The organism is Aetokthonos hydrillicola CCALA 1050, from assembly GCF_017591665.1.
GTDB lineage: Bacteria > Cyanobacteriota > Cyanobacteriia > Cyanobacteriales > Nostocaceae > Aetokthonos > Aetokthonos hydrillicola.
The window spans coordinates 87558-105783 of record NZ_JAAKGC010000013.1; the positions used below are offsets into that span (position 1 = coordinate 87558).

The 18226-nt window shown below is 38.3% G+C and carries 14 protein-coding genes and 1 pseudogene; 8 read left to right on the forward strand and 7 right to left on the reverse strand.

Features of this window, described 5'->3' with window-relative positions; all coding sequences use genetic code 11:
- The first annotated feature begins 325 nt into the window (after positions 1–325).
- The 3 genes from G4P69_RS09275 to G4P69_RS09285 all read left to right on the forward strand — a co-directional run bounded on the left by G4P69_RS09275 (position 326) and on the right by G4P69_RS09285 (position 10765).
- Positions 326–3475 carry a non-ribosomal peptide synthetase family protein gene (locus G4P69_RS09275; protein WP_208349523.1) on the forward strand — a complete coding sequence of 1050 codons (3150 nt, stop codon included), beginning with the start codon at positions 326–328 and terminating at the stop codon, positions 3473–3475.
- A 239-nt stretch (positions 3476–3714) separates the two neighbouring features.
- Entirely contained in the window at positions 3715–9090 is a 5376-nt protein-coding gene (locus tag G4P69_RS09280; RefSeq protein ID WP_208349526.1) for a trifunctional serine/threonine-protein kinase/ATP-binding protein/sensor histidine kinase, read from the forward strand.
- A 175-nt stretch (positions 9091–9265) separates the two neighbouring features.
- Complete coding sequence (locus G4P69_RS09285; protein ID WP_208349529.1) at positions 9266–10765, forward strand: S10 family peptidase; 1500 nt, start codon at positions 9266–9268, stop codon at positions 10763–10765.
- Between the two features lie 30 nt (positions 10766–10795).
- Here the strand turns inward: G4P69_RS09285 and G4P69_RS09290 are convergent, their stop codons facing one another.
- The gene (locus tag G4P69_RS09290; protein ID WP_243902920.1) at positions 10796–10966 is read right to left on the reverse strand and encodes an SDR family oxidoreductase; all 171 of its coding nucleotides are present in this window, start codon (positions 10964–10966) and stop codon (positions 10796–10798) included.
- Between the two features lie 285 nt (positions 10967–11251).
- Between G4P69_RS09290 and G4P69_RS09295 the strand changes: the two genes are divergently transcribed.
- Positions 11252–11722 carry a DUF6335 family protein gene (locus G4P69_RS09295; RefSeq protein ID WP_243902921.1) on the forward strand — a complete coding sequence of 157 codons (471 nt, stop codon included), beginning with the start codon at positions 11252–11254 and terminating at the stop codon, positions 11720–11722.
- A 67-nt stretch (positions 11723–11789) separates the two neighbouring features.
- Here the strand turns inward: G4P69_RS09295 and hpsJ-A are convergent, their stop codons facing one another.
- From hpsJ-A to G4P69_RS09315, 4 genes are read right to left on the reverse strand one after another with little or no spacing between them, the layout of a single operon-like run.
- Positions 11790–12467, reverse strand: a complete 678-nt coding sequence (hpsJ-A, locus tag G4P69_RS09300; protein WP_208340124.1) for an HpsJ-like protein, cyanoexosortase A-associated — start codon at positions 12465–12467, stop codon at positions 11790–11792.
- A gap of 14 nt (positions 12468–12481) precedes the next feature.
- A complete protein-coding gene (locus G4P69_RS09305; protein WP_208340125.1) occupies positions 12482–13150 on the reverse strand; it encodes a cyanoexosortase A system-associated protein in 669 nt (222 codons plus the stop codon).
- Entirely contained in the window at positions 13147–14001 is an 855-nt protein-coding gene (crtA, locus tag G4P69_RS09310; RefSeq protein ID WP_208340126.1) for a cyanoexosortase A, read from the reverse strand. The genes G4P69_RS09305 and crtA overlap by 4 nt, the downstream gene beginning before the upstream one ends.
- Positions 13998–14825, reverse strand: a complete 828-nt coding sequence (locus tag G4P69_RS09315) for a PFE-CTERM domain-containing protein (protein ID WP_208340127.1) — start codon at positions 14823–14825, stop codon at positions 13998–14000. Before G4P69_RS09315 ends, crtA begins: the two co-directional genes overlap by 4 nt.
- Before the next feature lie 793 nt (positions 14826–15618).
- Between G4P69_RS09315 and G4P69_RS09320 the strand changes: the two genes are divergently transcribed.
- Both G4P69_RS09320 and G4P69_RS09325 read left to right on the forward strand, forming a co-directional pair.
- Positions 15619–15837 carry a hypothetical protein gene (locus G4P69_RS09320; RefSeq protein WP_208340128.1) on the forward strand — a complete coding sequence of 73 codons (219 nt, stop codon included), beginning with the start codon at positions 15619–15621 and terminating at the stop codon, positions 15835–15837.
- A gap of 958 nt (positions 15838–16795) precedes the next feature.
- Positions 16796–17290 carry a hypothetical protein gene (locus G4P69_RS09325; RefSeq protein WP_208340129.1) on the forward strand — a complete coding sequence of 165 codons (495 nt, stop codon included), beginning with the start codon at positions 16796–16798 and terminating at the stop codon, positions 17288–17290.
- Here G4P69_RS09325 and G4P69_RS09330 read toward each other — a convergent pair.
- Both G4P69_RS09330 and G4P69_RS09335 read right to left on the reverse strand, forming a co-directional pair.
- Entirely contained in the window at positions 17277–17450 is a 174-nt protein-coding gene (locus G4P69_RS09330; protein ID WP_208340185.1) for a hypothetical protein, read from the reverse strand. The two genes, G4P69_RS09325 and G4P69_RS09330, sit on opposite strands and share 14 nt — an antisense overlap.
- Positions 17365–17580: pseudogene (locus G4P69_RS09335) on the reverse strand (WD40 repeat domain-containing protein); the annotation flags it as partial. The gene G4P69_RS09330 and the pseudogene G4P69_RS09335, both read right to left, overlap by 86 nt.
- Positions 17581–17680: 100 nt before the next feature.
- Here G4P69_RS09335 and G4P69_RS09340 point away from each other — a divergent pair.
- Entirely contained in the window at positions 17681–17905 is a 225-nt protein-coding gene (locus G4P69_RS09340) for a DUF433 domain-containing protein (RefSeq protein ID WP_208340131.1), read from the forward strand.
- A complete protein-coding gene (locus G4P69_RS09345) occupies positions 17889–18215 on the forward strand; it encodes a DUF5615 family PIN-like protein (protein WP_208340132.1) in 327 nt (108 codons plus the stop codon). The genes G4P69_RS09340 and G4P69_RS09345 overlap by 17 nt, the downstream gene beginning before the upstream one ends.
- Positions 18216–18226 lie beyond the last annotated feature (11 nt).

An 18226-nucleotide genomic window follows, 5' to 3' on the forward strand; every position in this document is an offset into this window, starting at 1 on the left:
TTTCTTATTAATGAAGATTCAATTAAAGACATACCACTCAAAAAAAAATATGCCACAATAAAGTTCAATCAACAACAAATCATGAACAAACAATAATAAAATATTTTTTAAAAAATAAAAATGCTAAAAAAAGTAATGCTTTTGATAGAAAAATCTGGTAATTAAGCTTGGGAATGTATTTTTCCTTATTTCAAAAGACGACACGCCATTTGTAAATCTGTAAGTAGAAAGTGAACTGATAACAAAAAGAGAAGCACGAATTCAAGCAAATATCTATCAGTAATTTAGGGATATTAGTTTGCTCAAGATTCTGGAAACAACAATTATGATCACGCAATCAAAAACTTTAACAAATTTGACTTCCCATCACACAATAGTTACTCTGCTTGACTATATTTGTCACCAATACTCTAATCAAGTGGCACTGGTACTTGAAGAGCAGCAGTTAACTTATGGAGAACTATACCAACGAGCAGAAGGCTTATATAGCTATTTGACAGCACAAGGTATGCTGAAACCTAACAGTTTAGTTGGGATTTGCACAGAACCTTCTTTTGAAATGGTCATTGCTATCTATGCAATTTTGAAAGCAGGTGCAGCTTTTGTTCCTCTTGATCCAGATTTGCCTCGCCAGCGACTCAGCTATATGATCAGCGACGCAAAATTAACCACAGTCTTGATACAGCAAAAGTTTGCATTTGATATTGAGCCTGCTCTACGTCAAAGCGGTATTGACGGGCAGATGTATTTTTTAGATACCCCGATTGTTTCCGAGCAGTTAACTAAACCCTCTGTCCCATCTCCAGTCGTTGACCAGGATCAACTAGCTTACATTATTTATACATCTGGCTCTACAGGTGTGCCAAAAGGAGTCATGCTAAGACATCAAGGTTTACTAAATTTAGCTTTAGCAACCTGTAGTTTTTTTGATATAAAACCTGGGTTACGTTTACTTCAGTTTGCCTCACTGAGCTTTGATCTAGTGGTGTGGGAATTAGTAACAGCACTATGCGCTGGTGCAACTTTGGTACTGGGAGCAAGAGAGAAAATGCTTCCAGGACAACCATTGGCAGACTTCATTGCTAGACAACGGATACATTGGGTGACACTCTCACCTTCTGTGCTAGCAACTCTAACACCGTTTCGTAATCAGCTACCTGATTTACAGATGGTGGTTGCAGGTGGTGAAGCTTGTTCTATATCACTTGCCAAAGCCTGGATTTCACCTCGTACTCGCTTTTTCAATGCTTACGGACCCACAGAAATAACTGTGTGTTGCACGATTTATGAGTTTCAGCCACAGGATATTAATCTACCTATTGGCTATGCACTACCAAATGTAGAACTATACGTTCTTGATGAAGAACTCAGGCTTTGTGAGAGGGGTCAAAAGGGTGAGTTATATGTAGGTGGTGTAGGAGTTAGCAAAGGTTACCTCGGAAAACCGAATATAACAAATGCACGTTTTCTAGATAACCCCTTTGGTTCGGGCAAGATCTATAAGACTGGAGATGTTGTTTACGAAGACCCCGAACGTCCGGATCTGATACATTATGTTGGCAGAAGTGACAATCAAGTCAAAATACGAGGTAAGCGTATAGAACTAGAAGCCATTGAAATGCTACTTGCTCAACACCCTAGCGTACAGATGAATGCAGTCAAGGCAATTAGAACTGGAGCTACACGAAATACTGATATGCCAGAAAATTCTGGTCAATCAATGCTTGTTGCATACGTTGTTCCAAAAGCTAATCAGTTTCTCACACAAAAACATTTGCAACGCTTTGCTGCTGAACAACTACCAGATTACATGGTGCCTGAGCATTTTATCTTTATGAATGAATTACCTTTGCTCCCTAACCGTAGTAAGGTAGACCGGGGTAGTTTGCCAGAACTACCGCGATCGCCATCTTTCAGTACTAACAGTGAAGATAACTCTGTTAAGATTGCCGCGATATTTGATGAAGTTTTACAATTGCCTATTGGCACCTGCACTCGTGAGAGTAATTTCTTTCATATGGGAGGTAGTTCACTCTGCATAGCTCATATCTTATATGCACTTGAGTGGAATTTTAATGTTTCTATTCCTTCTCGCTTAGTTTATGAGTACCCTACACCATTGGATTTAGCAAGATTGCTAGAACAGTGTAAAATTAAGACCGATGATGTAGCTGATGATAGATATATTGATTTACAAGCAGAAGCTAGACTTTCTCCAGAGTTAAATACATCCATTTGGCAGCAAAGACCAGAAAATAAATATGGCTGCGCGCTAATCACAGGTGCAACAGGTTTTCTGGGTGCACACCTATTGCATGAACTCCTCAAAAAAGATAGCTATCGAAAAATTTACTGTATCGTACGAGCACAGAACGATCAAGTTGCAATGGCAAGGCTATATAAGACCTTTACCGAGTATCAGCTACCAACAGCAGGATTACCACAGGTACATCCTATAGTTGGGGATATAGAGCAGCCACAGTTGCAACTTCCAACAGAATTATTTAACAAACTGGGTGAAGAAGTTGATCTAATCTATCATGTTGCTGCTGATACCAATTACATCAAACCTTATTCACTCATTAAAAAATCTAACCTAGATGGTACTGCTAATCTGATTGCCTTAGCAGCGCATCGTCGCCACAAAGTAGTTCATTATGTATCTACTTTGTCTGTTTATGGCTCACCGTCTTCATTGCTAGGGATTGATGAAGTTTCAGAAGATTCCGACATTGATCTGTTTGCACCAATTATGTCCGTTGAATCTGCTTATGTACGGACGAAGTGGACTGCTGAACGAATGGTAAGGTCAGCAAGGGAACAAGGATTAGCAGTTTCAATTTACCGTCCTGGGTTTATTTCCGGACACAGGCAAACAGGAATTGCTAACCTCAACGATACATTCTACCGCTTTGTGAGCGGCTGTCTTCAAATGAATATGTTTCCCGACTTACCGGAAAAATATTGGAGTCCCGTACCTGTTGACTACGTTGCTAGCGTCATAGCTCATATTTCCTCAGACAATCAGTACATAGGTGGTAATTACAATATTCTTGTACCAAGAGAAGACGAGTTAAGTCATGTCGAGATATTTGAGTACTTAACAGAGTTAGGGTACCCGTTACAGAAAATTTCGATCAAAAATTGGTTGAATGCTCTCTCCACCTTATCACCGGTTAATCCTTTGCATTCGCTGACCTCTTTCTTCCAAGAAAAAGTCTATCAAAACCGTAGCACTATTTTGGAGGTACACCATCGTACCCCTGTACTCAAAGCTGATAATACCCTTAGCGCTATACAAGGTTCTAGCATTCAATGTCCAAAATTTGACAAGGCCTTGATTTATCAGTACTTACCCAATTTTTTTAAAGGGATCCCCAAAGAACCCAAGAAAGTAGACTTACAAGAACTTTGCGAACCGAAAAGTTTGCCAGTGATCAACTCATACTGGTCATCTGTCAGATCAGTAGCTTAAGATGGACACATCATATTTAGAGCCTTCAATTAACTTTTCGGACTCATACCAAGTTGGTAAAATTCGTCTTGTATGGAATCAAGTTCACTTCTAGCAAATAATTACGATGTAAGACAACTCGGTCTAAATTCTTTGAAGTTGATTGGTGCTTTCAATTTTGCTCACAAGCTATATAAGGATTTTTCTTTAGTATAGAATCCACCATTTAAAGTCTTATGTCTACCAAGAAGGATATTGCAATGGATACATCTACCTTAATTCCAAGTTATCAGCTACATGAAATTCTACATGAGGGAGATGATACAGTTGTCTATCGTGCTACATCCCAGGTAGATCAACAATCTGTAATTCTAAAAATCCTCAAAAAAGAATATCCTTCGCTAGATGCAATAACTCGGTTGAAACATGAGTACCAAATTACACAGAACCTGGATTCAGAAAGTGTTGTTAAAGTTCTAAGACTAGAGAACCACGAAACCCGTTTAGCAGTAGCATTTGAAGACTTTTATGGGCAATCACTTAAAGAATTACTTAGCTCTAACAAACTACAGCTAAATAGTTTTATGAGTATTGCTATTCAAGTAACACGAGCTTTGGTGTCAATACATACTCACCACATAATTCACAAAGACATTAAATCAGACAACATTATTATCAATCCTAAAACTGGGATTGTAAAGCTTACAGATTTTAGTATCGCTTCACAATTAAATAAAGAAACGCCACAACTCACCAATCCTAAACAACTAGAAGGTACCTTAGCTTACATGTCCCCAGAACAGACTGGGCGAATGAACCGTACCCTTGACTATCGCAGTGACTTTTATTCTCTTGGAGTTACTTTTTATGAAATGCTTACAGGAAAATTACCTTTTGAAAGTGATGATCCACTCGAGTTAGTTTACTGCCATATTGCTAGACAACCTGTAGATATTAAGGAATTAAATCCAGACGTTCCCAGTGCTATTTCAGCAATAGTTTGTAAACTCATGGCAAAAAATGCTGAAGACCGCTATCAAACAGCTAAAGGACTATTGGCAGATCTGGAACTTTGTTCCGAACAGTTAAGAACAACTGGTAAAACCACTGGCTTTATACCTGGTCGTTTAGATATCTTAAGTCAATTGCTCATTCCTCAAAAGCTTTATGGTAGAGAAACTCAAGTTAATTCTCTTTTGAAGGCGTTTGAGAGAGTTAGCCAAGGAAGTCGAGAACTTATTTTAGTTTCTGGTTATTCAGGAATTGGGAAGTCTTCAGTAGTTAACGAGATCAATAAACCTATTACCCGCGCTAAAGGTTTCTTTATTAGTGGTAAGTTTGACCAGTTCCAACGGAATATTCCTTATGCACCGCTGATTCAAGCTTTCAGTGGATTGATGCGACAACTATTGACCGAAAATACTACTCAACTTGAAAAATGGCGTAGTAAAATATTGGCTACTGTTGGGTCTAATGGACAAGTTATTATTGATGTGATTCCCCAAGTGGAATTGATCATCGGGAAACAACCACAAGTCGTTCAACTAGGTGCAGCAGAGTCACAAAATCGCTTCAATCGTGTTTTTAGTGAATTTATCCGTGTATTCACCCAAAAAGAACATCCTTTGGTCATCTTTCTTGATGATTTGCAATGGGCAGATTCAGCTACATTAAAGTTAATGCAACTGCTGATCACTGACCCTAATAGTAAATATTTACTTTTGATAGGGGCTTATCGAGATAATGAAGTCACCCCTACACATCCATTAATTCAAACAGTAGAGCAAATTACTAAAAATAACACTATTTCTCATAATATTATTCTGCGATCGCTTTCTCTAAAAGATGTCAGCCAATTAGTTGCAGATACATTTAATACATCTGTAGGAAAAGTCCAAATATTAGCGGATTTACTTTATAATAAAACAGGTGGTAATCCATTTTTTCTAACCCAACTCTTGTTGGTTCTATATCAAGAAAAATTATTTAAATTTAACTTTAAAACTGGTTTATGGTATTGGAATATAGAAGAAATTCAATCAATTGGTATTACAAATAAAGGTATAGTAGAACTAGTTGCGAGTCAAATAGAAAATTTACCCCAAGCTACACAGGAAATTTTAAAATTGGCTGCTTGCATAGGCAACCAATTTTCTTTAAATGTCCTCTCAATAGTGAACGAAAAATCACATGCAACTACTGCTAGTGAACTTTATTATGCCTTACAAGCTGGATTAATTTTACCCTTAAGCGATGCTTACCGTATTCCTTTAGTATTTGAACAACAAGATTCTGTTAATTTAACTTTTGACGCTAAAAATGTAGCTTATAAATTCTTACACGACAGGGTTCAGCAAGCTGCTTATTCTCTAATTCCAGACACTCAAAAACAATCAACTCATTTAAAAATAGGCCAGCTCTTACGGGAACAGACACCGCCTGAATCAGTGATAGAAAATATTTTGGATATTGTCAACCAGCTTAATTTTGGCTTAAACTTACTGACTCAACAATTCCAAAAAGATGAATTAGCTGAACTTAATCTTTTAGCTGGTAAGAAAGCTAAGCAAGCAACAGCGTATGAAGCTGCAGCCAAGTACTTAAATATAGGTTTGGAACTTTTATCTGTAGACAGCTGGCAAAAAAACTATGTCTCTACGCTAAATTTATATGTTGAAACTACAGAGGCAGAGTATTTAACTGGTAATTTCGATAGAGCAAACGAGCTAGTAAATATTATAGTCAACCAAGCTAATAATATTTTAGATAAAGTCAAGATCTATGAAGTTAAAATGCTAATTTGTACTGCACAAAAGAAGATTACAGAAGCTTTAGAGATTGGAGTGGAAGTTCTTAAAGAACTAGGAGTAATATTACCCATAAAACCCACAAAATTAGATGTTATTTCATCACTTGTTGAGACTAAATTAACATTACTGGGTAAACCAATAGAAAAATTGGCTTCGTTGCCAGAAATGTGCGAGCCTTATAAATTAGCAGCTATGCAAATTTTATTGCAAATTGTTCCTACTGCTAGTCAGGCTGGCTCTCTTCTTTTTGGATTATCTATATTAGCAATGGTTCGACTATCCGTGAAATATGGTAGATCCCCTGCTTCTGCTTATGCTTATACAGCTTACGGATCCATTATATCTGATAAACTTGGTGAATTTGATACAGGATATAAATTCGGTAAGTTAGGAGTAGATTTGATTTCAAATATGAATGCTAACTCCCTTAAAGCAACAGTTCATTTTGTATTTAATGGTACAATTCGCTTTTTTAAAGATCCTCTTCAAGACACAATAGATTCTTGTTTGGAGGGACTGCAAAGTGGATTAGAAATGGGAAATATAGAAAATGCTGGTTATTGTGCTGTGATTGCAGGATGTAATTCATTGCTTTCTGGAAAAAGCTTGGAACTAGTAGATAAAAAACTTTTAGCTTATATTGATTTAATGCACAAGCTAAAACTTGAAGCTATAGCAGGAGCTGCTAGTGTTTTTAGACAAACTGCTTTAAATTTACAATCACGGTCATCGAATAAATCTGCTTTAATCGGTGAAGCTTTTGACGAAAAAACGATGGCATCGGATGTTATTAAAAATTATTCTTATAAAGGGTTTTATTATGGATGTAAAGCTATTTTGGCGTATTTATTTAATGATTATGAATTAGCAATAGAGAATGCGCTCATAGTAGAAAAAACTCATGCGGATAATGCAGGGTTCTTAATTTATATTTATAATAATTTTTATTATTCTTTATCTCTCCTGGCTCTTTGCAACGACCACACATATCGGAACAATAAGAAATATATAAAGCAAGTAGAATTTAATCAGCAAAAAATGAAAAAATTGGCTAAACAAGCACCATGTAACTTCAAGCATAAATATGAGTTAGTTGAGGCGGAAAAAGCACGAGTATTAGGTGAGGTACAAGTAGCCAGCAATTTATATGATCGTGCCCTTGCAGGAGCTAAAGAAAATAGTTATATCCAAGATGCAGCCTTGATAAATGAGCTTGCAGCTAAGTTTTATCTTGGTCTGGGTAAAGAAAAGATTGCTAAAATGTATATGACTGAAGCCTACTATGATTATATACATTGGGGAGCAATAGCAAAAGTGAAAGAGTTAAATGAACGCTATCCCCATTTGATAATTCATAGCGAAAATACCCAGGACTCTGCAATAGATGCTACTAAAACTATTGTTACAAAGCACTATTTGGAAAGTGGAATTAATAGCAATAATATTTTAGATTTGGTGACGGTAATAAAAGCTTTGCAAGCAATTAGCAGTGTAATAGTTCTAGATCAACTTCTAGATACTCTCTTACGTATTATTCTGGAAAATGCCGCTGCTCAAAAAGGCTGTCTGATTTTGGTTAAAGACAATGACTTATTTATAAAAGCAATCAATAATACAGAAAATTCTTCTGTTATTGTGGAATCCACTCCAATTGCAGACAGTAAAGATATTCCTGTTTCTCTTGTTAACTATGTCGCTAGAACTCGGGAACCTTTAGTGTTGAACGACGCTATTTCTGAAGATATCGCTCAATCAGATCCTTATATCCAGCAGCATCAACCAAAATCAATCTTGTGTACCCCCATTTTTTATCAGGGCAAATTTATTGGTATCCTGTATTTAGAAAATAATCTGGCTACAAATGCGTTTACTAGCGATCGCGTCACAATTTTGAATCTGATCACGTCCCAAGCAGCGATCTCTTTAGAGAATTCTCGACTTTATCAACAAGCACAAGACAATGCTAAGCGTCTAGAGATTTCACTCTCTGACCTCCAGAAAATGCAATTGCAACTTATACAAAGCGAAAAAATGTCTGCTCTGGGTAATTTAGTAGCAGGTGTAGCACATGAAATCAATAATCCTCTGGGTTTTATTTCAGGAAATCTCAGCGAAGTTAAAACAGGTTTGCAAGATATTGTTGATCACCTTAGCTTATATCGATCAAGTGCTTCTGACACTAAAATAGCAGCCCACGCCAAAAAAGTAGATATCAGTTACCTAATTGAGGATTTACCCAACATGATTCAATCAATGGAAGTTGGGTGCGATCGCATCGAAAATATCAGCACTAGTCTCCGCACTTTCTCAAGAGCTGATAAAGATCATCAGGTACTCTTTAATATTCATGAAGGTATTGACAGTGCCATTCTGATTCTTAAGCACCGCCTGAAAGCTAATGACACTCGTCCAGTGATAGACGTAGTCAAAGAGTACGGTGATTTACCCCAGATTCACTGTTTCCCTGGACAACTCAATCAAGTATTTATGAACATCTTAGCAAACGCAATAGATGCTTTGGATGAATCAAACGAGGGACGCAGTTTTGCAGAGATTGAAGAAAACCCCAATCGCATCACTATTCGAACATCCGTGTATGAGCAAGAATACGTCAAAATTCAAATTGCTGATAATGGCATAGGTATGACAGAGGCAGTTAAAGAAAAAATATTTGACTCCTTATTTACTACTAAGGGTGTAGGTAAAGGTACTGGTCTAGGATTGGCGATCGCTCGCCAGATTATTGTGGAAAAACATGGAGGAAAGATTGATGTTAATTCCACAAGAGGGCAGGGTACAGAATTTATTATCACACTAACTATATAGCTGACTTTTCACGGCATGTGGAGAAGTCAGAAGTGTGGGTATATCCTACCCAAAAAAATAAAAATTCTACCCACAAGGGGGATGGATTCAAGCCCCGCTTTTGATAGTATTTCTTCTCTTGGTTGAGTACAATTTTCACCAGATACCCTCGTCCTTCTGCACTATCGCTTTAACCATGCCTGAGAGTCCCAATCCACCTGCAACCCCCCGCAAGAAGAGTAAAACTGAGCATACACTATCGCTTGGGGAGCAACAGATTCGCTATACTGCCATTGCTGATTGGCAAACCCTGTTCGACAAGGATTTGCCCGTTGCTGAAATGTTTTATGTGGCTTATATAGCTGACGCTGAGTACGCATCGCCCCGACCGCTCACCTTTGTTTTTAATGGCGGACCTGGAGCGGCTTCAGCGTATCTACATATGGGAGCATTAGGTCCAAAGCGTGTCCATTTCGGAACCAATGGTACCTTACCTAAACCTCCAGTTCGGGTAGTCGATAATTTTGAAAGCTGGTTGAGCTTTACTGATCTGGTGTTTATTGATCCGCTCGGCACAGGCTTCAGCCGAAGTCTACCTCAAAATAAAGATACTGAAGATAAATCAAGCCAGAAAGTTGATCCTGAACAGGAAAATAAACCCAAGGAAATAGAATTTTGGGAAGTCGAGCGAGACTTGAAAGCACTTGGGGAATTTATGCAAAGATTTCTCTCTCAAAACAAGCGGTGGCTAGCACCGATTTTTATTGCCGGTGAAAGTTACGGTGGCTTTCGGGTAGCTCGCTTAGCTCGTAAGCTGCAGCAGGAATTTGGCATTGGTCTTTCAGGTGCTATTATAATTTCCCCGGCTCTAGAGTTCAGCTTGCTAGGGGGTAGCGACTACAATCTGAGTTCGTGGGCATCGTTGCTACCTTCCTTTGCCGCCTGTGGCGCTTATCACGGTCGTGTTCAGTGGGCAGGAAAACCGGGAGATATCCAAGCTCACACCGCAACAGCAGAACAATTTGCACGCAAAACCCTGATTCCAATGCTGGCGATGGGAGATGCGTTCCCATCTGATGAACGTCAAAGTGCTTATCAGCAAATGGCAGATTTAATTGGCTTGCCTGTAGCATTGGTTGAAAGACAGGCAGGAAGGATCAACATTGAAGTGTTTGCTAGGGAACTGCTGCGAGATCAACAGCGTATTGTTGGACTGTATGACGCTTCCATTACGGCGATCGATCCGTTCCCTGATCGTATAGTTTACGAGGGTATAGATCCCACCCTAGATGGTCTTGACCGACTGTTTACCGGAGCAATCAACAGTCATTTACGCGACACGTTGGGGGTTGAGACTGACCTAACTTACAATCTACTGAATTTGGAAACATTTAAAGCTTGGAAGTTTGATCTCAAAGGTGATTTTAAACAGGGCTTTATCGGCGCAGTCGATGATTTGCGGGTGGGGATGACGCTAAACCCCTATATGCGTGTGTATATAACCCACGGAGTTTTTGATCTGGTTACTCCGTATTTCTCCTCAAATTATTTAGCAGATTTGATGAGACTTAATCCTGAAATTCGCCCTAATCTGACTTTAAGACATTTTCTGGGTGGGCACATGTTCTACACGTGGGATAAATCGCGTGAGGAATGGTTTACGGAGATGAAAGCTTTCTTTGAGGCAGCAACTTGAAGCCAACATCAAGTGCTACTTTAATTTTTCCTAAGCAGAACCTCCGTTCACGGCTATATTTTGTCCTGTTACCCATCCAGCAGATTCACTAGCCAAAAATAGAACAACACGGGAAATCTCTTCTGGTTCACCAATTCGTCCCAGCGCCGACATTGACGCTAATCGCTGAATAGTTTCTTCGGTTTTACCTTCTAGAAACAACTTAAGCTGCTCATGAGATTTTAATTACGACTGCTGCTGCTAAGTTTAACACCCAAACCCAACGCCTAAATCACGGAGAGTTGTTCAACTCATTTCTATCCTGCGGAGCTTGTTTATCCCGATTAGCTCTTACTAGACTTGGATCTGAAGATTCATGAACTGATAAGTTAATGAGCCTGTCTTTTTCCTGAGTCAGCACTTTGAAATGAGATCTCATTCTATTTGCGGATTATAGTGACTATCACCTTTAGATATGTTGTATTTAGATGATTTGTAAGAAGAATTATGCCTGATCGGACAAGCAAAACAGACAACGAACGCAATCTTTCAAATATACCCGTTGAAGATATTGACCTTGTTTCGGATATACCTGTAGAAGATAACGGGGAAGCGATTATTTCAGATTTACCTCAAGAAATTACTGAATCCTATGGAACGGGTGTTGCTCTGGAGCCGGGGCTGGAAATTGGCGGACGAACCATGCGCGATCGAATGGAGCAATACACATCCGCTAGTCCAGAACTATCGGGAGGTGATATTGATGCTCGTTGGGATCAGGCTGAAGCAGTAGGTGAGGAAGGAGTGGGAGGAACTGTTGCTACCCCGGATCAAAGCATTGTTCAAGAACTGGGAGAAGCTGTTGGCTTAGATTATGACGATGGGGTATCTCTTCAGACAAACGATATTTTGGGGGAGCGTGACTCTAGTCGATGGGAGTTAGATCCCATGTCTTCAGAAGATTATCAGGAGCGTTGAGCAACACATCTTTTTTTCCTTGGTGGGCACTACTCCCACCCCTCAAGGATTTCACAGGCAAAGGTAATCACATACTGTTGGTAGCACGCCAAATCCAAATAAACGCAACTGCACAAATTAAAGCACCCAAATTCCATTTGACAGAATTCCTGATAAGTTCTTGGTGTTTATCATTCTGAATTGCTTTTGTCTGATTATTTACATTTTTTTCTATTTGAGCAATTTGTGCAACAATTTGAGTTTTCACATTTTGAGGATTTGCTAGCTTTGGTAAGGTTTGTTCGCTATTGAAGGAATGGAAAATATTATTGAGTTCTTGATCCGTTTTTGCATTATTTAAAAGTTTCTTAATCTGGTGTAATTGCGCAATTTTTTGTGACGAATGATTAAGAATTTGAAAATTATTTTGATGGTCAATACGCCAGGTATTATTAATTCCTAGAGGAAGCAGCAACAAAAATAAAACCCCGACAAATAAAGCAGACCATGATAGGAACTTTAGTAAATAAAATTCTAATCTATTAGAAAATTTTCTATGACCAGCAAATACGAATATCAAACCTATTAAAGGTACAGTTGCATGATCCACTAAGGCCCCAATCATCTGAAATTCCCAAACAGGATTGGTAAAATGAAATGGAATAAGAATATTAATAAAGTCTATTAAAGCTAAAATTAATAAGATATAGCCTCCAAAGCGAAACAAAGAATTAGCATCCCAATCATATATTTGTGATTTTGTCATAACAATGCGTTGAATTAGTGTTGCGGAAAGTGGAGACTCCACCAGCGATACCAAAAAAACCAAGCTTTTTCCAAAACTTGATACGCAGAATTAGAATTAGCCTTATTTAAGGGAGTTGATAAATGCGCCCATAAACAACGCCTATCTGTCAGACTTTGCTGACCAAATAACCAAGGCTGTAGACGACTTAAGTCAAGGTCATAACTACGCCGATTTTGTAAAAACTGCTCTATAGTAACTGTACTCCCTCCACGCGAGTTAATACAGCTAGTCAAATAAGCTTTATTTTGAGCGACAAACAGACCATAGAAACCAATTCCTTGCTGTTTGCGTATACTTTGAAATAGTTTACCGTCTGGTTTTTGTGTGATAAATCCCTCTACATTCCCTAAAGTACCCAATACATATCTCATTTCTATATTTAAAGAAATGCCATTTTGAGTATAGTGATAAACTCTACCAGAAATAACAGAATCGTATTTTCTTGGTTGCTGAATAACTGTGTCTATTAAAGGTTTGCTTTCTAGCATTTTCGATCCAATTAATGGGACATCTGTAGGAAAATTGAACTCAGTTACTTTATGATTACCTGCTTCTGGTTCAACGATTAACTTTCCAAGATTTGCCAGAACTCCAATACAAGTTAAAGCCAGTAACAACATGCGTATTTTTTGCCATTTCATCGCCTTATTACCTCAAGATGATTTTCTCGAAGTATAAAATGACAGAAATATCCAAAAGCCAAAATAGATAGTGTAGAAAATACTTCGTTACCAGGCTGTCCATGCCAAAATTCAAACGCTTCCTTATTTGAAGATGCTACTAGAAGCACCATCAATGCTAATCGAAATACGTTAATTATAAATGCGAGAAATATAGCTACAAGAGGTACTAATATTTTATTCAAAAAATTAATAGGAAATACTAAAATAAAAACTAATGCTAGTTGTAACAATAAGACTATGGCGTTCAAGCCTGAGCAACCTGAATATATCTGAATTTCTCCTGTGGGAAGAATTACGTTAATGCCTTGGCGAGATACTTGAAATCCTAAGTACCAGAGGAGAAAAGTTGAAAATTTAGCAGCTAATATACTAATATCTATTTTTTCTGAGATCAATGTTATTATCTGTTGCTCAGATACAAGAATAAGTAAAATTATAAATTCTTGTTTGTATTGCTTTAATCCACTAATTCCAGATGCTAATAAAGACCAACATAAAAATGAAAGCAAAGCTGAAAGTTTAACAAAAAAAGACTCGTACCAAAATAATGATTGACTTTTGACAAGTATAAATATAATAATTAATAAGCCGCAAAAAGTTGAAAAAACATTACTTTGTAAGTTGAGAGTGTGGCGTTTATTCCAAATTAGATATGAGATAGCTAACCAAAACAAAGCACTAATAATAACACTATCAACCTTACCAAGAATTTTATAAGTTAAGTCAAGTTGAATCAGTATCAAGCCGACAGCGATCGCAGATAACCAAAACCAAGAACTTTTTAGCTGTCCCGGTAAGTACCAATTCATGAATTTTTCTTTTTCATCAAATGAGTGACACCACCGCAAGCAGCTAACGCTAAAATCCCTAAAGATGGAGAAAATTCGTAAGGTACGCCAGCAGAGTTAGTGGTAAGAGCTACATATTTGAGGTCGATATTAGCGTTTGCAGAAGTGGTATCGTCTCCCAAAAAAATAAAGTTAGAAGTTCTGTAAACATCACTTCCAAATCCTGTAGCTGCGGTATAGTTACGTAACGCACCGCTCAAAATAGTAGTACTACCACTACTCAGGGTGTAGGTGCTACCAGAAACGGTTAAATCATATTGGGTGAGGCTCTCCAGTAAAGTTGATGCAGAACTATAATTCTCACCAATTTGATTAAAAGAGGAATTATCTTGAGAAAAAATAACGGTATTGTTATTAAAGCCAAAACCTATTTCTATCCCTTGTTTGTCACTACTGAGAGCAATAACACTGAAACCTGCACGAGGGTGGGTAGCATCAGCAGTGTCTGCTTCCGAGTTAATCTTTACAGTGAAACTCAAGGTATACCCAGCATTTCTATCTAGCGAGGGAAATGATGAGTTGACGAGGCTGGCATTATTGTAGTTACTGTAGCCAGCGTATATAGAATTGTTTGCTGTTGTATTCAAATTTGTCACTCCACCACTAGCTTGCTGAGTACCGCCGTTAGGAGAATTAAAAGTGAAGAACGTTGACGATACATCAGGGTATTGGTTAGGAGTCACACCGGATGCACCATCGTAAAGAGTAATCGATGCAGCCAAACTGGGGTAGTTTAGCATCAGCAAGCTAAAAGCAGTAATAATAACAGCTAGTTTGGTGCTCACTATAATTGAGTATTTTTAAGTAAAATCGAACGTTACCATTATTACTTCGTGTTTTAGTAAACGTCCAGTTTTTAGCTAGCCAATCAATCATTGCCTATCGTTGGTGACGATTCGCAACCGCTCAAGATAGATACAACTGCTCCATCACTCACTCGTTCGCGTTCAGTTTGGCTCAAAATGCTATATATACTCATTAGCTAGTAAATGTTAATTTTACTTAATCATAAATCTTTGTAAAGGCGATACCTTCGGTGAGCTTCGCTAACGCGCTGCCGCCAACATTTCGCACGTTAATATAGCCCCATAATTAGTAGGGTTCATGGAATGACAATATTTTCTAAACCCTCCTCCGCTGGAGGATATTGTGGGTTCATCACCTCAAGGGTATCCGCAATTGTACGGGCTACATCCTTGTATAGCCTTTTAAAGTTTCCTTTAAGAGAAGAAATTGATCTAAGTTTAAGAAATTAGGTTTTTAGCAGATATATCTAAATTTGTGTTAATTATCTAAGCAAAAAAGATACAGCTATGAACTAATGGAGCTTTGTAGTTATTCAAGTGTTTTGTATTTTCCAATACTTTAAAGATTAACAAAAATTCTCTCGGTGGATAGACTAAATATTTTGACTATCACAAGTAAATTCAGTAGTATCGTAAATTCGTTCCTTATTGATTTGAAACACTCTCTATAAGACGAGCTTGGAATCTATCTCAACCCCATCTACAAACAACGCTTCTGTTAGGCGTAAGTTCCGGTGATGCTTAAAAATTGTCTTAAATTAGGGATACTCTAATGATAGAATTTAACACTTTGAAGGGAGAATCTGTGTCACAGCATGAACTCAGGGGGGGTGTAACTTATAGAGTTCAATTTCTCAACGGTTTCGAGATGTTGGTGAAGTTCACAGGTTTTCAAGGTAGTCGTTATAATTTTCTGACTGAAGCTGGACGGGAGTTCTCAATTGCTGACACTTCTATTCAATATTTGAAATTTTACAAAATAGCAAGTTGAAAGCTTTTCAGCTGCTCCCAAGGGAGACGCTGCGTGAACGGACACGGCGAATTTTTAATCGAAAAGCCATTCCCGTAAGCGGTGAAGGGGATCGACTTGGTGTTTTGTGGGAACTTGGGTGCTAGGTTTAGGGAAGTTTGACAGCTTGTCGTATCGATTTATTAAGCACATTTGATTATAGCGCTGATAACTGGTTTAATTAACAACGGTTGAAGAAACTAGGCTCTTTAGAGGGTGTTTGAAAAGTTTGTCAATTTAGTGCCTGGATTATCGTTTCTTTTATTACTCTCGTCAGAGCGGAAGACAAAAATTTTGTTCAGATAGGATTTTTCTCTCTGAAATCGTTTGCTGATTCGTGTTGGTATGTTATTACCAAACTCCTTAAGGACAGATGAGTTCCGCTATCTAAACTCGATTATTATCTCTCCATAGGGATAAAAGCCGTTTGTGCATAGAAAGAAACCATTCTGTTTTCTTAGGAGCAGATTTACTAGCGGGTGATAACTCCCGCTATCAAGGAAAGAAACACCTCCTTCACTTCTACTTTGTTGAGAGGATTTCTTGAGAGATTTGTTCGTCGATATCGCGCCTTGAATATTGGAACGTTCAATAGACTTATGAAAAAGTTACTGAGTACCATCATTCTAATAGTGTTTACTACTGTCAGCACACTCCTAGTGCCAACTGAGGCTTATGCTCAATCCCAATCTGTCCAGCCAAGTACCAAACCTGCTCAAACTGCGCAGATACAATTTACTCGCAGTAGTGTTTTCTCTGACAAAGGTAAAAAGGATTTAGACTCACTAGAAAATGCCTTAAAACAAATGCGAGCTTTAGCTTGCGAAAACGCTGACAGCTGGTATTACCAGGGTGCAATCCATTGGGTTCCGGGTTTGGGGAATTTTTCTGGGAGCAACTCACTCTGTTACGAATCTCTCCTCTTTCTAAAGAAGTTTTAATGAGTACCTTATCCTCTTTCGAGGTAGCAAATCAAAATCAGATGGAAGCAACGCTTATTTCGTCTAAAGAAGTTAAAATAAAGTTGGCGGATAATCCACTGACCCCAACAGAAGTCACTTTTCCTTTATCGAGACCTTTAGAAATTGAAACAGATAATTTTCAGCGAGTTTATATGCTGGAAGTTCAAGTTGCATATCAGTCTAAACCCACCCAAAGCTACAGCATTTATCTAAACCTACCAAGCCTTCAGGGAATTGCTGAGATTGATAACTACTACATTGGTTCACTCAATTTTTTTGATGTACCAACTCCCAACCAAGGAATAAAAAAGTTTACTTTTGACATTACTTCTGATTTGAAAAATCAGGTACAAAAGCGCTTACAAACCTCAACAATTCGAAACTTAACATTGACTTTCATTCGTAAGCAAGCTTATTCACCTACAAATCTTGTAATTGAGAGTGTCGCACTATATAAATTTAAGGAACAGTGACTAATTTGGGAATAGGAATTGCTTGTCCGAACAGATATAAACCAGGTTTTAATAAAGTTGCCCATTGATTTTCTTCATGAGCCCAAGCTCCAGAAGTATAATAATTCCAATTTCCGGCATAAAGATAATAGTAAGCAAAATAACCAATAGTTATTCCCACGTAGCCGTAGTATGAGGAAATTGCACCCTTGGTTGAGTAAATAATTAAAATCCAGCCTCCATAGCCTCACTGTGTTGTCACGACTAACAGAAGCTAGCATCTTGCCATCCGGACTAAAGCTGACACTATTAACCCAGCTTGTAGTTTACTACAACACGGTTGCAGTCGATTCCTGGTAACATAAGGTTAAGATTAAACTAAAGACTAGCAGCCAGTCAGCTAAATTTGTTATGGCATTAACATCCCGTATTGTTCATAGCGACCCCGATATTCTGGGGGGAACCCCTGTTTTCGTGGGAACCCGTGTGCCAATGAAAACCCTACTTGATTATCTCGAAGCTGGTGATTCATTGGATGTGTTTCTAGACCATTTCCCTAGTGTTAGTCGCGAGCAGGCGATCGCAGCCCTTGAATTAGCAAAAGAAATGCTGACAGCCTATGCGAATCCTGCTTGATGAATGTGTCCCACGACCTTTAAAGCGTAAACTTCCTGATTATGAGATACGTACGGTTGTAGAGATGGGATGGTCAGGAAAAAAGAACGGTGAATTGCTACGACTCATGAGTCAAGACGGCTTCACGATTCTGCTCACCACAGACCAAAATTTGCGCTATGAACAAAACTTACAGGAAGCTGCGATGGCAGTCGTTGTTCTTGTCGCACCCAGTAATAGACTACCTGATTTAGTTCCTCTGATACCAGATCTTCGCAAAGTGCTAAATACAATTGCTGCGGGGGAATTGATTGAAGTGGGACGCTTGTGACAGTTGTATAG